Here is a 13,618-nt window from a genome sequence, read left to right on the forward strand (position 1 = left end):
AAGGGCCCCGGGGGGAGGGGGAAGGGCCCCGGGGGGAGGGGGAAGGGCCCCGGGGGGAGGGGGAAGGGCCCCGGGGGGAGGGGGAAGGGCCCCGGGGGGAGGGGGAAGGGCCCCGGTCAGAGTTCCGGCCGCCCCGACCGGTCCGTGCAAGCCCCCGCCGGTCAAGGCCCCCAGACCGGCAAGGTCCCAAAGCCGGCGAGATCCCCAGGTCAGCAAGCCGCGCAGCCTGTCCCTGGATGCACCGGAGCGGCGCTGACCGCGGATGGATGCGCCGCAGAGGACGCTGCCCGTAGGCGGACGCGCCGCGGAGGGCACCAGCCGTGAATGCGCCGCGGAGGAGGCTGGCCGTTGGATGCCGCGGAGGGTGCTAGCCGTGGATGCCGCGGAGGGCCATGGCTACCGCTGCCTCTGTGATGTCGGTCGGGTCCTCGGCGGCGCCCAGTTCGATGCGGCGGACGGCGGCGTCGACGACGCCCTGGAGGAGCATCGCGGCGAGGCGGGGCTGTTCGTGGCCGAGGGCGGCGAGGGCTTCGACGATCATGGCGATGAGGCCGCCGTGTGCCGCGCGGATCTTCTCGCGTGCGCCGGCGTCCAGCTCGCCGGCGGAGATGGCGACGACGGCACGGTGGCGCCGGTCGCCGACCAAGGCGAGCTGCCGCCGGACGTACGCCTCGATCTTCGCCTCGGGGGTGTCGGCGCGCTTCATCGCCGTCTCCACCTCGGCGGCCCATACGGGAAAGTCGACCGCGCACAGCTCCTCGACGACGGCTGCGCGCGAGCGGAAGTACTCGTACACGGAGGAGCGCGCGAGTCCGGTGCGCTCGGCGAGGGCGGGGAAGGTCAGCGCTTCGGTTCCGCCTTCCGACAGCAAGGTGCGAGCGGCGTCCAACAGGGCGCCGCGCTGCATCGTCCGGTGCTCGGCCACGGAGGCCGCTCGAATCCTGGGCACGTCACCACTCTACGGATGGCGTGCCCGGCGTGGCACTCCGCATGGCGACACGGCGTCCCGGGAAGGGCGAGCGGTGGGGTCCGTGGCGACTGCGGGGCCGTGGCGACTCAGCAAGGGCTCGGCGGGGAGTCGGCAAGCGAATCGGCCATCGGCTCAGCGTGGGGCCCCACACCGGAGGACTCAGCGGCCGACGTCGGCGAGCTTGGCTCTGAGCTGCAGTACGGACTTGGTGTGGATCTGGCTGACCCTGCTCTCCGTGACTCCGAGGACGTTGCCGATCTCGGCGAGCGTGAGGCCCTCGTAGTAGTAGAGGGTGACCACGGTCTTCTCGCGTTCGGGCAGGGTGTTGATGGCCCGGGCGAGCAGCCGCCGGAGTTCGCGGTCCTCGGCGATCTCGACCGGGTTCTCAGCGGCAGTGTCCTCAAGGGTGTCCATCAGGCTGAGCCGTTCGCCGCCCTCGCCGCCGACGTGCAGCAGCTCTTCGAGGGCCACCACGTTCGCCAGGGACAGCTGGCTGAACACGGCGTGCAGCTCCTCCAGGGCGATGCCCATCTCCTCGGCGACTTCCGCCTCGGTCGGGGTTCGGCGCAGTTGCGCTTCGAGGGTGGCGTAGGCGCGCTCGACGGCGCGGGCCTTCTGGCGCACCGAACGGGGGATCCAGTCCAGGGCGCGCAGTTCGTCGATCATGGCGCCGCGGATGCGCGTGATGGCGTAGGTCTCGAATTTGATGGAGCGTTCGGGATCGAACTTCTCGATGGCGTCGATCAGTCCGAACACTCCGGAGGAGACGAAGTCGGCCTGTTCGACGTTGGGTGGCAGGCCGACGCTGACGCGGCCGGCGACGTACTTGACGAGCGGCGAGTAGTGCAGGATCAGCTGTTCCCGCAGCCGCCCGTCGCCGGATGACTTGTAGGAGCGCCACAGCTCGTCGAGTGAGGTGGGCGGGGCGGGGCGCACGCTGCCGCGTGCGGCGGGTGGTACTGCCGCACGGTCAGACCCGGAGGTGTGCTGGGGCATTCGTCGCCTTGAGCCGTTCTGCCGAGACGCGGGTGGATGGATGTGTGAGGGATGAATTGGATGTGAGCGTAGCGTGACCGGAGTGTTGCGGTCCGCGATGAGGGCGAGTTCGGGCGTGCGCAGATACGTTCCGCTGCCCGCACCTCAGGGTTACCTCGTACGGCGTGTCGACGCGTGCGTGCGATGCCGGGCGTGCGCCGGTGGCGAGCCGTGGGGGTGGACGCGGCGACGGGGTGGGCGGGATGCCGTATGCCCGTTGCGCACTATCGCTGTCGCGCCGCGGGTCGGACACGGGTACCGAAGCACGGCAAACCTGGATTCTGCGGTCATTCCCCTCACCCTTTCACCCGTTCGCCCCAGGTCAAGTACCGCCTCGCCGGGAACCCTCGGTCGTCTCGGCGCGTCGGGCCAACTCCCAGCCCTCACCGCACCTTTGAACGAATCCGAGGGACTGCAGCTCGAAGAGTTTGTTGTGGGTGAGGTCGCGGGATGTGCCGGCTTCCCGCGCGAGATGACCGGTGTCCGCGCTTCCGCGCGCGGGCAGTGCCTCCAGTACGCGGGTTGCGACCGGGTCGAGGAGGTCGCGGAGGTTGGTGGGTCCGCGCCGCTCGGGTGCGAGGTCGCCGATGCTGCCGACGAGTTCGATGACCTCGTCGGCGTCGGTGACCAGCGCCGCCTCGCCGCGCAGGAGTTGGTGCACTCCGGCGGACAGGCCGCTGGTGACGGGGCCGGGCATGCCCATCGTGAAGCGCCCGAGGGCGAGCGCCCGGCGGGCGGTGACGAGCGAACCGCTGCGGAGTTCGGCCTCCACGACGACGGTGCCCCGGGTGAGGGCGGCGATCACGCGGTTGCGCTGGACGAAGCGGCTGCGGGTGGGGTGGTCGCCGGGTGGTAACTCGGCGATGACCAGGCCCTGTTCGGCGATGCGGTCGATCAACTCGGTGTGGCCGCGCGGGTAGGCGTAGTCGACGCCGCAGGCGAGTACGGCGATGGTGGCGCCGTTGGCGGCCAATGCGCCGCGGTGCGCCGCGCCGTCGACGCCGTACGCGGCTCCGGATGTGATGGCCCAGCCGCGCTCCGCGAGTCCAGCGCTGAGGGTGGTGGCGAGGTGGGCGCCGTATTCGGTGCAGGCCCGGGCGCCGACGACGGCGACGGAGCGCAGGGCCCAGAGCCGGAGGTGGGCCCTGCCGCGCACCCAGAGGCCGATGGGGCGGCCGTCGCCGAGGTCGTCGAGCTGGCTGGGCCACTCCTCGTCGCCGGGGCAGAGGAACCGGCCGCCGAGTGCGGCGACGGCGGCGAGGTCTTCGGCGGGGCGGGCGCGGGCGGCGCGCATTCTCAGGCCGGCGAGCTTGGTCCGGCCGGCGCCCGGGGGCGGGGCCGCGTCCTCGTCGGTGAGGGCGTGCAGCAGGGCGACCGGGCCCATGTCGTTCAGCCAGCGGCCGGCGGTTTCGTCGCCCGGTTCGAGGATCCGGGTGAGGGCGGCGCGGGCGCTGCGCTGCGGTTCGTAGGGCGGGTGGGGTGGTTCGCCTCCCGTGAGGTGGGCCTGGGCGTCTCCCATGAGGTGGGCGTGTGCCTCGTGGTTCCGGTCGTGTGGGGTGCGGGCGGTGTTGCCGCCTGTGCGGGGGCCGGGGCGGGGTGCGGCGAAGCCCCATTCGTCGAGTCCGGTCATGGGTCCGTCAGTCCTGGTTCCGGGGGCCTGGTGGGTGGGTGGTTGCGGATTCGTGGGCGGTCCTGTCGGAGCTACCGCTGCCCACCGTGGTCAGGGCGCCGCGTCGTACGCCGGTGCGGAGTTCCAGGGCCCAGTTGACGTCTTCGCTGGTGGGGCGGTCGCGGCCGGCCAGGTCGGCGGCGGTCCAGGCGACGCGGAGGACGCGGTCGAGTCCGCGGGCGGTGAGGAGGCCGCATTCGAGGTCGCGTTCCGCCTGGGCGAGGGCGCCGGGGTCGGCCTGCCAGCGGGTGCGGAGCTCATGGCCGGGTACCTCGCTGTTGGTGTGCCAGGGGGTGCCGGCGAGGCGGGCCGCGGCGCGTTCGCGGGCGGCCCGTACGCGCTGTGCCACGGTCGCGCTGGATTCGGCGCCCCGGCTCAGTGCGATGAGCTCGGAGCGGGCGACCGGTTCCACGGCGATGCGCAGGTCGACCCGGTCCATCAGGGGGCCGGAGAGGCGGGCGCGGTAGCGGCGGATGGAGGAGGGGCGGCATTCGCAGCCGCCACTGAGGGTGCCGTGCCGTCCACAGGGGCACGGGTTGGCGGCGAGGGCCAGGAGGAAGCGGGCGGGCATGCGGAGCATGCCGGCGGCCCGGGCGACGACGACATGGCCGGATTCCAGGGGCTGGCGCAGTGCGTCGAGGACTTTGGGGCTGCATTCGGCGGCCTCGTCCACGAAGAGGACGCCGTGGTGGGCGAGGGATACCGCGCCGGGGCGGGGCAGTCCGGTGCCGCCGCCGACGAGGGAGGCCATGGTCGCGGAGTGGTGCGGGGCGCAGTAGGGCGGCCGGTCGACCAGCGGCTGTCCTGGCGGGAGGGTGCCGGCCACGGAGTGGACGGCGGTGACCTCCAGCGACTCCTTGGGGGTGAGGGGTGGCAGCAGGCCGGGGAGGCGTTCGGCGAGCATGGTTTTGCCGGCGCCGGGCGGGCCCTTGAAGAAGATGTGGTGCCGTCCGGCGGCGGCCACCTCCAAAGCACGGCGGGCGGTGTGCTGACCTGCGACATCGGCGAGGTCGGGGACGTGGTCGCCGCGCGGCAGGCCGGCGCCGGGGACGACCAGGCCGGCCAGCAGCGGGTCGGGGCGGCCCTCCTGCGGGGCGTCTTCCTCTTCGGGTACCGGTTCGTCGGCGAGGACGGCGATGAGCTGGCGCAGGCTGCGGACGCCGAGGACGGAGATGCCGGGGACGAGGGAGGCCTCGGCGACGGTCCGTTCGGGGACGACGACTTGGCGGTATCCGGCGTCGGCGGCGGCCAGTACGGCCGGGAGTACGCCGCGCACCGGCCTGACCCGGCCGTCCAGGCCGAGTTCGCCGATCATCATGAGGTCGGTGAGTTCACGGGGGTCGAGGCGCTCGGCGGCGCCCAGGACGGCGCAGGCGACGGCCAGGTCGAACCCGCTGCCGCCCTTGGGGACGGAGGCCGGGCTGAGGCCGACGGTGAGCTTCTTCTGGGGCCATTCGGCGCCGGAGTTCACGACGGCGGCGCGCACGCGGTCCCGGGATTCGATGAGGCTCTTGTCGGGGAGTCCGACGAGGGTGAAGGCAGCGACGCCGGGTTCCAGGTCGGCCTGGACCTCGACGACGACTCCTTCGACGCCGACCAGGGCGACCGAGCAGGTACGGGCGAATCCCATTCAGGCCACCCCTCGCACATGCTCGACGGACGGGGCGCCGCGGGTGGGCAGGACGACTCCGACGACGTCGATCCGGACGCCGCCGGGCGGTGGGCCGCCGTGGCGTGCCATCCAGCGTTCCGCGAGCGTGCGGAGCCGGGCGGTCTTCTCGGGGCGGACGGCGGCCATGGGGTGTTCGTACCGGCCGGCGCGGCGGGTTTTGACCTCGCAGATCACCAGGGCGTCGCCGTCGGCGGCGACGAGGTCGATCTCGCCCTCCCGGCAGCGCCAGTTGCGGGCCAGGATGCGCAGGCCGGCGTCGATGAGGTGCCGGGCGGCCAGGTCTTCGCCGTAGCGGCCGAGGGCGCGTCGCCGGACATCGGTGCGTGGGGGTGCGGTCGTTGCTGGGGGACGCCGCTTTCGAGTGGTCCCGGGCCGGGGCGGCGGTGCGGTCGCTTGGGGTTCAGCCCGTGCCGTCCTGGGTTTCGCCGGTGCCGAAAGTGTCCCCGGTGCCCCCGGTGTCGCAGGGGCCGTGTGTGGCGTGCGGATCGGGCGGGGCGTGGGCGGGGGCTGGGTGTCGGGTCCGGCCGGGTGCCGGGCGTGCGTGGCGTTCATCGGTACCACCTCCGGCACCGACTGTGACGCCCTCGCCCAGAACTATTGGATCTTGGTGGACAACCGGCTGGTTGTGGATAACTCGCTCACCCGGTCGGGTGAAGACGCCCGCACTCCCCCGCCCGCGCTCCCGCCCCACGCGGCCGCCCGGCGGTACCGGGCGTCACCTGCGTCAAGCGCGCCGATCAGCTGCCCGGAAGCTCCAGATCACTCTTGTTGAGCTCTTCGATGTTCACGTCCTTGAATGTGAGGACGCGTACCTGCTTGACGAATCGAGCCGGCCGGTACATGTCCCAGACCCAGGCGTCCGCCATCGAGACTTCGAAGAAGACCTCGCCCTGCACGGAGTGCACCTGCATCTCGTAGTCATTGGTGAGGTAGAAGCGACGCTCGGTCTCGATCACATATTTGAACAGCCCGACGACGTCGCGGTACTCCCGGTAGAGCTTCAGCTCCATCTCGGTCTCGTACTTTTCGAGGTCCTCGGCGCTCATGGCAGATCCCCTTCAGCCGTGCGTCCCCCTATTGTGCGTCAGGCCCGCTCGGTCTCCAGGAGCACCGGCGCACTCGGGGGCCCTTCGTCGAGCAGTGTGCGCAGCAGCTCGGCGAGTCTGGTCGGGTACACCGTCTCATGCGAGGCGGACAGTTCCTCCGAAGTCCACCACTTCAGTCCCGAGACGCTGCGTCGTTCCAGGGCCGTCTGCCCTCCCGTATGGGTGGCAGTGCGGTCCGTTCTCGCCAGGTAGTACCACTCGTCCTGTTCCCAGCGTCGACCGTCGAAGGGAAAGGCGCAGCGCCGCTTCCACAGGACGGGGCCGAGGACGACGCCGGTGATGCCGGTCTCCTCGGCGAGTTCCCGGCGGGCGGCCTCCTCGTGGGTCTCGTCGCCTTCCAGGCCGCCACCAGGGGTGAACCACCAGGTGTCGGTCGGGTCGTCCGGTTCGAAGCCGTGGAGCAGCAGAATCCGGTTGTCCGGGTCGAGGAGGACGACGCGGGAGACCTGGCGAACGGCGACGGCCGGCTCGGCCTCTGTCCTCAGCCCTTCCTCCGGGTTCGGCCGGTCAGGCACGTGTGCGCCCCTTGCGCCGGGCGATCGGGCCGTAGGCCGCGCCGCCGAGGATGAGGACCGCGCCGGCCACCACGACGAGCGTGATCGGCTGGATGGGGCCGGGCTGCGAGGTGCCGCCGGGGAGGGCCGAGAAGGCAGCCGGGCGCTGCATCACGCCGACGCTGCCGAGCGGCCAGGCGCGGGCGTCGACCCGGGCGGCGACGGCGCCGCGCGGCACCGAGCCGTGGTCGCCGTCCGTGAGGTGGACGCGGGAGTCGAGGGAGTCGCTGCGGTGGTCGCCGAGCAGGAAGAGCTGGCCGGTGGGCACCTTGGCCTTGAAGCCGACGGGTGAGGCGGGGCCGCTGCCCTGCAGATACGGTTCCTCGATGGGAATGCCGTTGACGGTCAGCCGGCCCTGCTTGGTGCAGCAGGCGACCCGGTCGCCGCCGACGCCGACGACGCGCTTGACCATCGGCAGGTCGCCCCACGCGGAGTCCTTGAAGACGACGATGTCGCCGCGGCGTATCTCGGAGCCGTTCACCTTCTCGGCGATGACCCGGGCCCCGGCCGCGATCGTCGGTGACATCGAATCGGTCGGCACCGTATAGGGGCGGTAGATCAGGGCCGCCCATACGAAGCCGCCGAGGAACAGCACACAGCCGGCGGCCACCGCGAGCCCGGACAGCACACTGCCCGCCGTCCGGCTGCGGCCGTCGGTCCTGCGTTCCGTACTGCTGCTCATCCCAGCGCTCCCACCCCGCAGGCCCGGCCCGCGTCGAAGATCCGGGACGGCACCTTACCTGGGGTTACGACCTGCGGTCAGCACCTGGGGCCGGGCCCGCGGTCCCGTTCCACGGACGTCCCCGTCCCCACCGAGCCAACCACCCCAGAGGGCCCTGTCCCAGGAGAAGCCTCCACCAGCCGCCGCAAAACGCCGCACGAGAAGTCTGCGCAGGTCTCCACGAGAACCCCCCGAAACGCCGACTGCCCGGGCATCGCCCGGGCAGTCACCACCGGACGGCACCCACAGGCACCATCCGGCCACACCTCTCGCTCTACTCTCGCTCGCCCTCCGGGCCACGCGCGGCGCCCACGGCCGCGGCCTGCCTGCGCCGCCGCCACAGCACCAGCGGTACCGCACCGGCCAGCCCGAGGGCCGCCGGAGCCGCCGCCATGGCCTTGTCGAGGCCGGGCTGGTCGAAGGTGTCCGGGACCGGCAGGGTCGCCCACCGGTTGACCGGCCAGGCGATGGTGAAGGCCCGGCCGACGACCTCGTCCTCCGAGACCGTGCCGCGCCCCTTGAGGTTCTGGTGGTAGCGGGAGTCGAGGGAGTCGTCGCGGTGGTCGCCCATCACCCAGATACGGCCCTTGGGCACGTGGATCGGGCCGAACGCGCGGTCACCGCACGGGGTGGCGCCGGGGAAGACGTACGAGCTTTCCTTCAGCGCCTTGCCGTTGACCTTGACCGGGCCGCTGCCGTGGCACTCGACGGTGTCGCCGCCGACCGCGATGACCCGCTTGATCAGGTCCTTCTCCTCGGCCGAGGGCATCAGCCCGATGAAGCTGAGGACCTTCTGCACGGGGTTGGGCTCGGGGGTCGGCGTTTCGTTCAGCCAGCCGCCCGGGTCGTGGAAGACGACGACCTCACCGCGCTGCGGTTTCGCGCCGAACCACGGGGTCAGCTTGTCGACCAGCACCCGGTCCCCGCGCTGCAGGGTGTCCTGCATCGAGTCGGACGGGATGGAGAACGCCTGGACCAGGAACGTCTTGATCAGCAGCGCGAGGAGCAGGGCGATCCCGATCAGAATCGGCAGCTCTTTCCAGAAGGCGCGCGGCTTCTTGCCCTTCTTCATGCTGCCGCCGGTCTCCTCACCCGCTGATCCGTCCGTCGCACCGGAGCCACCGGCCGGATCGGGCGCGCCGGCACCGTCCGGTTTGTCCAGGGCCACCGGGCCCTGGGACCGCGTCCGTGCCGCGGCCGGTGACTGCGGCCTGGACGGCTCTGACTCCGCTCGTGACTGTGCTGGTGACTGGGGCACGGAACTCGCCGCCGGCTGCGGGGTCTCACCGCGTCCTGCCGGCTCTTCGGGCTCTCCGGTTCCGGACCGCGCGCCGACCGCCAAGTCCCCCACGTCTGCTCCTCACTCCACGCACTCGCCCGCCCGTCAACCGGTGCAGGCCCACCACTCCCATAACGAGCGGGAGTTCCGCAGGGGTCGGGAGTACGGTCAAACTCTCGGGTGACAGCCTATGCGGCACATCCGCCGCGGACGCCTTGGCGCCCGGCGCGTCGCGCACCGTCCCGAACGTGTCCGGTTCTTCGAGGCGCCGCCAGTGGCTGAACGGCCAGGCGATCACCACTGCCCGGCCCACGACGTTGTCCTCCGAGACCGTGCCACGGTACGGCTCGTCCAGGTGGAAGCGCGAATCGGCGGAGTCCGAACGGTGGTCGCCCATCACGAAGATCCGCCCGGTGGGGACGTTGACGGTGAATTTGATCTGGGACGGCGGATTGCCCGGATGGATGTACGGCTCGGTGAGCGGGCTGCCGTTGACCGTCACCCGGCCCTGCTTGTCACAGCATTTGACGGTGTCGCCGCCGACCGCCACGACCCGCTTGATCAGGTCCTGCTCGTCGGCCGACGGCAGCAGCCCGATGAAGGTCATGGCGTCCTTGACCGGCTGGAAGGCGCCCCCGTCGTCGGTGGGCTGGTGCTGCTCGCCCTTGAGCCAGTTTCCGGGGTCCTTGAAGACCACGACGTCGCCGCGCTCCGGCTTGGAGCCGAACCAGGGGGTGAGCTTGTCGACCAGCACCCGGTCGCCGATCCTGATCGTCTGCTCCATGGAGCCGGACGGGATGACGAAGGCCTGGACGAGGAACGTCTTCAGTACGAGGGCGATGGCCAGCGCCACGCCGACCAGGATCGGGATTTCCTTCAGGTAGGAGCGCTGCCTGCGGCGTTTGATGCGCTTGGCCTGGCGGCGCCGTTCGGCCCGCCCGCCGGTCGCCGGGCGCCGTGGCGTGGCACCCGCGCCGGCTCGGCCCGCCGGGCCCGCCCCGGGCGCCGCGGCATCGCCGTACGCGCCGTCCCCCTCGCCGTACGCGCCGTCCCCCTCGCCGTACGCGCCACTGCCCTCGCCGTACGCGCCGCCCGGCCCGTGCCCACTCTCGTTGCCGCCCTGGCGCCCGTGCCGGGGGCGTCCGCGGCTACCCATGGGGGCCTGCCGGGGCCGGTATCCGGGCGAAGGAACCCGGTGTGTCGATCGTGCGCCAGCGGCTCACCGGCCAGGTGATCAGATCCGCCCGGCCGATGACCTCGTCGACCGGGACCGTGCCGCCGCCCGGTTCGCCGAGGTGATCGCGGGAATCGCTGGACCGTGCGCGGTGATCCCCCATGACCCAGAGCTTCCCTTCCGGCACCACGATGTCGAACTCCACCGAGGACGGCGCGTCCCCGGGGTGGAGGTAGCCCTCGTCGACGGGCTCACCGTTCACTTCGATCCGCCCCCGTTTGTCGCAGCAGGTCACATGGTCGCCGCCGATGCCGATCACGCGCTTGACGTAGTCGGTGTCGGCGGGCCGGGCCAGGCCCAGCGCCGCTCCGGCGCCGCGCAGCAGACCCGTGACGGGATTCTCCCCCTGCTCCCTGTGAACGAACGACCCGGTGCCGTCGAACACCACCACGTCGCCCCGCGCGGGCTCACTGCCGAAACGGTAAGCCAGCTTGTTGACCAGCACCCGGTCGCCGATCTGGAGGGTGTTCTCCATGGACGAGCTGGGGATCAGGAACGGTTGCGCGACGAAGGCGCTCAGCAGCAGGACGAAGGCCAGGCAGAGCGCGAGCAGGGTCACCGGCCGGTGGCGCAGCCCGGCGAGGCGGGCGGTGAAACGCGCGGAGCGCGACCCCTGCTCCGGCCCCGCGTCGGGGGTGGGAGAGGGGTCGCGCTCCGTGAGATGTGCGTCGGTGTCCATCGGGCCCTGAGCCTATCCGGCCGGATCCGGACACCCGGCGCGAGAGGGGCTTTGCGTTGCCGGGGCGCAAAAATTCGCGCTCCGGGTCGGCGCGGCTCAGCGCTCGCGCTTCTCCTTGATCTTGGCGGCCTTGCCGCGCAGCTCGCGGAGGTAGTACAGCTTGGCGCGACGGACGTCACCGCGGGTCACGACCTCGATCTTCTCGACGATCGGGGTGTGCACCGGGAAGGTGCGCTCGACGCCGACGGAGAAGCTGACCTTGCGGACCGTGAAGGTCTCGCGGACGCCCGAGCCCTGACGGCGGATGACGACGCCCTTGAACTGCTGCACACGGGAGCGGTTGCCCTCGATGACGCGGACGTGGACGTTGATCGTGTCACCGGGGCGGAAGGCCGGGATGTCGCTGCGCAGCGACGCGGAGTCGACGGTGTCGAGAAGGTGCATGACCCACTGCTTTCTTCGCTGATGCCACAGGTCATCAACGGAATATCGGTAAAGGATGCTTGGGATGCTGTTCCGTCGGGCGGGCGTCGTTCCCCCTGTGGCAGGGGCGCGCGCCGGACGCACACAACAGCGGCCTATTCTTCCACGGCCCCGGTCGTCCGCCCAAATCGGCCGTCCTCGCCGGGCGCCCAGCCCAGGGCGGCGAGGATCGCGCGGTCGTGTTTGTCGAACGCGGCGGGGTCGGCGCGCTCGATCAGATCGGGGCGGTTGCGGACGGTGCGGCGAAACGCCTGGTCCCGGCGCCAGCGGGCGATCTTGCCGTGGTGGCCGCTGAGCAGCACCTCGGGGATCGTACGGTCGCGCCACTCGGGAGGCTTGGTGTAGACGGGACCCTCCAGGAGGTCGGCCATCGGGCCGGGGGCGAAGGAGTCGTCCTGGTGGGAGGCGGCGTTGCCGAGGACTCCGGGCAGCAGCCGGGCCACCGCCTCGACCATGACCAGGACCGGGGCCTCGCCGCCGGCCAGGACGTAGTCGCCGATGGACACCTCGCGGACGTCGACGCGGTCGCCGTATTCCTCGATGACGCGGCGGTCGATGCCTTCGTAGCGGGCCGGGGTGAAGACCAGCCAGGGCTTGGTGGAGAGCTCCACGGCGAGCTGCTGGGTGAACGGCACGCCACTGGGGGTGGGGACGACGATGACCGGTTCGCCCTCGCCGGAGGTCAGGACGGCGTCCAGCGCCTCGCCCCAGGGTTCGGGCTTCATGACCATGCCGGGCCCGCCGCCGTAGGGGGTGTCGTCGACGGTGTGGTGCTTGTCGTGTGTCCACTGGCGCAGGTCGTGGACGCGCACGTCGAGCTGGCCCCGGGCGCGCGCCTTGCCGACCAGGGAGACGTTCAGCGGTTCGAGGTATTCGGGGAAGATCGTGACGACGTCGAGCCGCATCAGCTGTCCTCGCGGCCGGAGGCGATCTCGGCCTGGCTGTCGTCGAGGAGGCCGGCCGGCGGTTCGATGACGGCGCGCTGCTCCTCCAGGTCGATCTCCGGGACGATCTCGGCGACGAACGGGATCAGCACCTCGCTGCCGTCGGGGCGTTCGACGACCAGCAGGTCCTGGTAGGGCAGGTGGGAGATCTCGGAGATCCGGCCGACGGTGGTGCCGTCGCGGGTGACCACGTCGAGATCGATCAGCTGGTGGTCGTAGAACTCCTCCGGGTCCTCGGGGACCTCGTCGGGGTCGACCTCGGCGATCAGGAGGGTGTTGCGCAGCGCCTCGGCGGCGGTGCGGTCGGTGACGCCTTCGAAGCGCAGCAGCAGCCGGCCGCTGTGTACCCGGCCGGTCGCGATGGTCAGCGGTCCCACGGAGGACGGGTCGGTGGCCAGGACGGCGCCGGGCGCGAGCCGAAGCTCCGGCTCGTCGGTGCGCACCTCGACGGTGACCTCGCCCTTGATGCCGTGGGCGCGGCCGATCCGCGCCACTACCAACTGCACGCTTGTTTCTCCCTTGACGACGACTACGGGCCGGGGCGGGCCGAAGCCCTCCCCGGCCCGAGCCGGTGTTCAACGTGTCAGCGGACCTGGTCCACGTCGACGAGGTCGACGCGGATGCCGCGGCCGCCGATGGCGCCGACGACGGTCCGCAGCGCGCGGGCGGTGCGGCCGTTGCGGCCGATCACCTTGCCGAGGTCGTCGGGGTGGACCCGGACCTCCAGCACCCGCCCGCGGCGCAGGGTGCGCGAGGCTACCTGCACGTCATCGGGGTTGTCGACGATGCCCTTGACGAGGTGCTCGAGGGCTTCCTCGAGCATGCTCAGGCCTCGGAGGACTCGGAGGTGGACTCGGCCGCAGCCTCGTCCGCCTTCTTGTCAGTCTTCTTCGCCTTCGGGGTGATGGCCTCACCCTTCGGCTCGTCACCGGAAGCCTTGGCGGCGGCCTCGAACAGGGCGCGCTTGTCGGCCTTCGGCTCGGCCACCAGCAGCGGCGCCGGGGCGGGCTCGCCCTTGAACTTCTGCCAGTCGCCGGTCTTCTTCAGGATGGCGAGAACCGGCTCGGTCGGCTGGGCGCCGACGCTCAGCCAGTACTGCGCACGCTCGGAGTCGACCTCGATGCGCGAGGGGTTCTGCACCGGGTGGTACAGACCGATCTCCTCGATGGCCCGGCCGTCACGGCGGGTACGGGAGTCGGCAACGACGATGCGGTAGTGAGGCGAACGGATCTTGCCCAGACGCTTCAGCTTGATCTTGACTGCCACGGGAGT

At 71.6% G+C, this 13,618-nt stretch carries 15 protein-coding genes and 1 pseudogene; all 16 read right to left on the reverse strand.

Translation table 11 applies throughout. The features are described 5' to 3' along the window. Nucleotides 1–367: 367 nt before the first annotated feature. Nucleotides 368–907 carry a helix-turn-helix domain-containing protein gene (locus AB0E02_RS36095; RefSeq protein ID WP_362148006.1) on the reverse strand — a complete coding sequence of 180 codons (540 nt, stop codon included), beginning with the start codon at nucleotides 905–907 and terminating at the stop codon, nucleotides 368–370. 222 nt (nucleotides 908–1,129) lie between these two features. Continuing rightward, a complete protein-coding gene (whiG, locus tag AB0E02_RS36100) occupies nucleotides 1,130–1,966 on the reverse strand; it encodes an RNA polymerase sigma factor WhiG (protein WP_362147948.1) in 837 nt (278 codons plus the stop codon). Between the two features lie 361 nt (nucleotides 1,967–2,327). After that, nucleotides 2,328–3,524 carry a DNA-processing protein DprA gene (gene dprA, locus AB0E02_RS36105; protein WP_362148009.1) on the reverse strand — a complete coding sequence of 399 codons (1,197 nt, stop codon included), beginning with the start codon at nucleotides 3,522–3,524 and terminating at the stop codon, nucleotides 2,328–2,330. A gap of 118 nt (nucleotides 3,525–3,642) precedes the next feature. Continuing rightward, nucleotides 3,643–5,304: a YifB family Mg chelatase-like AAA ATPase gene (locus AB0E02_RS36110; RefSeq protein ID WP_362147951.1), complete on the reverse strand. Its 1,662-nt coding sequence runs from the start codon at nucleotides 5,302–5,304 to the stop codon at nucleotides 3,643–3,645. Continuing rightward, nucleotides 5,305–5,655: pseudogene (locus tag AB0E02_RS36115) on the reverse strand (YraN family protein); the annotation flags it as partial. It abuts the gene before it with no gap. Between the two features lie 428 nt (nucleotides 5,656–6,083). Then, nucleotides 6,084–6,392 (reverse strand): DUF2469 domain-containing protein, encoded by a 309-nt coding sequence (locus AB0E02_RS36120; RefSeq protein ID WP_005311352.1) that lies wholly within the window; start codon nucleotides 6,390–6,392, stop codon nucleotides 6,084–6,086. Nucleotides 6,393–6,430: 38 nt separating this feature from the next. After that, on the reverse strand, nucleotides 6,431–6,967 hold the full coding sequence (locus AB0E02_RS36125; protein ID WP_362147954.1) for an NUDIX hydrolase: 537 nt from the start codon (nucleotides 6,965–6,967) through the stop codon (nucleotides 6,431–6,433). Further along, the gene (lepB, locus tag AB0E02_RS36130; RefSeq protein WP_362147957.1) at nucleotides 6,960–7,688 is read right to left on the reverse strand and encodes a signal peptidase I; all 729 of its coding nucleotides are present in this window, start codon (nucleotides 7,686–7,688) and stop codon (nucleotides 6,960–6,962) included. The genes AB0E02_RS36125 and lepB (AB0E02_RS36130) overlap by 8 nt, the downstream gene beginning before the upstream one ends. A 313-nt stretch (nucleotides 7,689–8,001) precedes the next feature. Continuing rightward, nucleotides 8,002–9,078 (reverse strand): signal peptidase I, encoded by a 1,077-nt coding sequence (gene lepB, locus AB0E02_RS36135; protein WP_362147961.1) that lies wholly within the window; start codon nucleotides 9,076–9,078, stop codon nucleotides 8,002–8,004. Further along, complete coding sequence (gene lepB / locus AB0E02_RS36140; RefSeq protein ID WP_362147964.1) at nucleotides 9,011–10,162, reverse strand: signal peptidase I; 1,152 nt, start codon at nucleotides 10,160–10,162, stop codon at nucleotides 9,011–9,013. The genes lepB (AB0E02_RS36135) and lepB (AB0E02_RS36140) overlap by 68 nt, the downstream gene beginning before the upstream one ends. Then, a complete protein-coding gene (gene lepB / locus AB0E02_RS36145) occupies nucleotides 10,155–10,919 on the reverse strand; it encodes a signal peptidase I (protein ID WP_362147967.1) in 765 nt (254 codons plus the stop codon). The genes lepB (AB0E02_RS36140) and lepB (AB0E02_RS36145) overlap by 8 nt, the downstream gene beginning before the upstream one ends. A gap of 96 nt (nucleotides 10,920–11,015) precedes the next feature. After that, entirely contained in the window at nucleotides 11,016–11,363 is a 348-nt protein-coding gene (gene rplS, locus AB0E02_RS36150) for a 50S ribosomal protein L19 (RefSeq protein ID WP_066978731.1), read from the reverse strand. 134 nt (nucleotides 11,364–11,497) lie between these two features. Beyond that, nucleotides 11,498–12,307 (reverse strand): tRNA (guanosine(37)-N1)-methyltransferase TrmD, encoded by an 810-nt coding sequence (trmD, locus tag AB0E02_RS36155; RefSeq protein ID WP_362147972.1) that lies wholly within the window; start codon nucleotides 12,305–12,307, stop codon nucleotides 11,498–11,500. Further along, complete coding sequence (gene rimM / locus AB0E02_RS36160) at nucleotides 12,307–12,852, reverse strand: ribosome maturation factor RimM (RefSeq protein ID WP_030415778.1); 546 nt, start codon at nucleotides 12,850–12,852, stop codon at nucleotides 12,307–12,309. The genes trmD and rimM overlap by 1 nt, the downstream gene beginning before the upstream one ends. A gap of 77 nt (nucleotides 12,853–12,929) precedes the next feature. Then, a complete protein-coding gene (locus tag AB0E02_RS36165; protein WP_003980229.1) occupies nucleotides 12,930–13,169 on the reverse strand; it encodes an RNA-binding protein in 240 nt (79 codons plus the stop codon). 2 nt (nucleotides 13,170–13,171) lie between these two features. Next, entirely contained in the window at nucleotides 13,172–13,612 is a 441-nt protein-coding gene (gene rpsP, locus AB0E02_RS36170; RefSeq protein WP_030415777.1) for a 30S ribosomal protein S16, read from the reverse strand. Between the last annotated feature and the right edge of the window lie 6 nt (nucleotides 13,613–13,618).

Origin of the sequence: Streptomyces sp. NPDC048196, assembly GCF_040652715.1 — a bacterium.
In the GTDB taxonomy this organism is placed as follows: domain Bacteria; phylum Actinomycetota; class Actinomycetes; order Streptomycetales; family Streptomycetaceae; genus Streptomyces; species Streptomyces siderophoricus.

Coding starts and splice junctions, on each gene's coding strand:
- lepB (WP_362147967.1), bottom strand. CDS start 10,919: ATGGACACCGACGCACATCTCACGGAGCGCGACCCCTCTCCCACCCCC.
- AB0E02_RS36165 (WP_003980229.1), bottom strand. CDS start 13,169: ATGCTCGAGGAAGCCCTCGAGCACCTCGTCAAGGGCATCGTCGACAAC.
- AB0E02_RS36095 (WP_362148006.1), bottom strand. CDS start 907: ATGCAGCGCGGCGCCCTGTTGGACGCCGCTCGCACCTTGCTGTCGGAA.
- whiG (WP_362147948.1), bottom strand. CDS start 1,966: ATGCCCCAGCACACCTCCGGGTCTGACCGTGCGGCAGTACCACCCGCC.
- trmD (WP_362147972.1), bottom strand. CDS start 12,307: ATGCGGCTCGACGTCGTCACGATCTTCCCCGAATACCTCGAACCGCTG.
- AB0E02_RS36120 (WP_005311352.1), bottom strand. CDS start 6,392: ATGAGCGCCGAGGACCTCGAAAAGTACGAGACCGAGATGGAGCTGAAG.
- AB0E02_RS36110 (WP_362147951.1), bottom strand. CDS start 5,304: ATGGGATTCGCCCGTACCTGCTCGGTCGCCCTGGTCGGCGTCGAAGGA.
- lepB (WP_362147957.1), bottom strand. CDS start 7,688: ATGAGCAGCAGTACGGAACGCAGGACCGACGGCCGCAGCCGGACGGCG.
- rplS (WP_066978731.1), bottom strand. CDS start 11,363: ATGCACCTTCTCGACACCGTCGACTCCGCGTCGCTGCGCAGCGACATC.
- lepB (WP_362147964.1), bottom strand. CDS start 10,162: ATGGGTAGCCGCGGACGCCCCCGGCACGGGCGCCAGGGCGGCAACGAG.
- dprA (WP_362148009.1), bottom strand. CDS start 3,524: ATGGGAGACGCCCAGGCCCACCTCACGGGAGGCGAACCACCCCACCCG.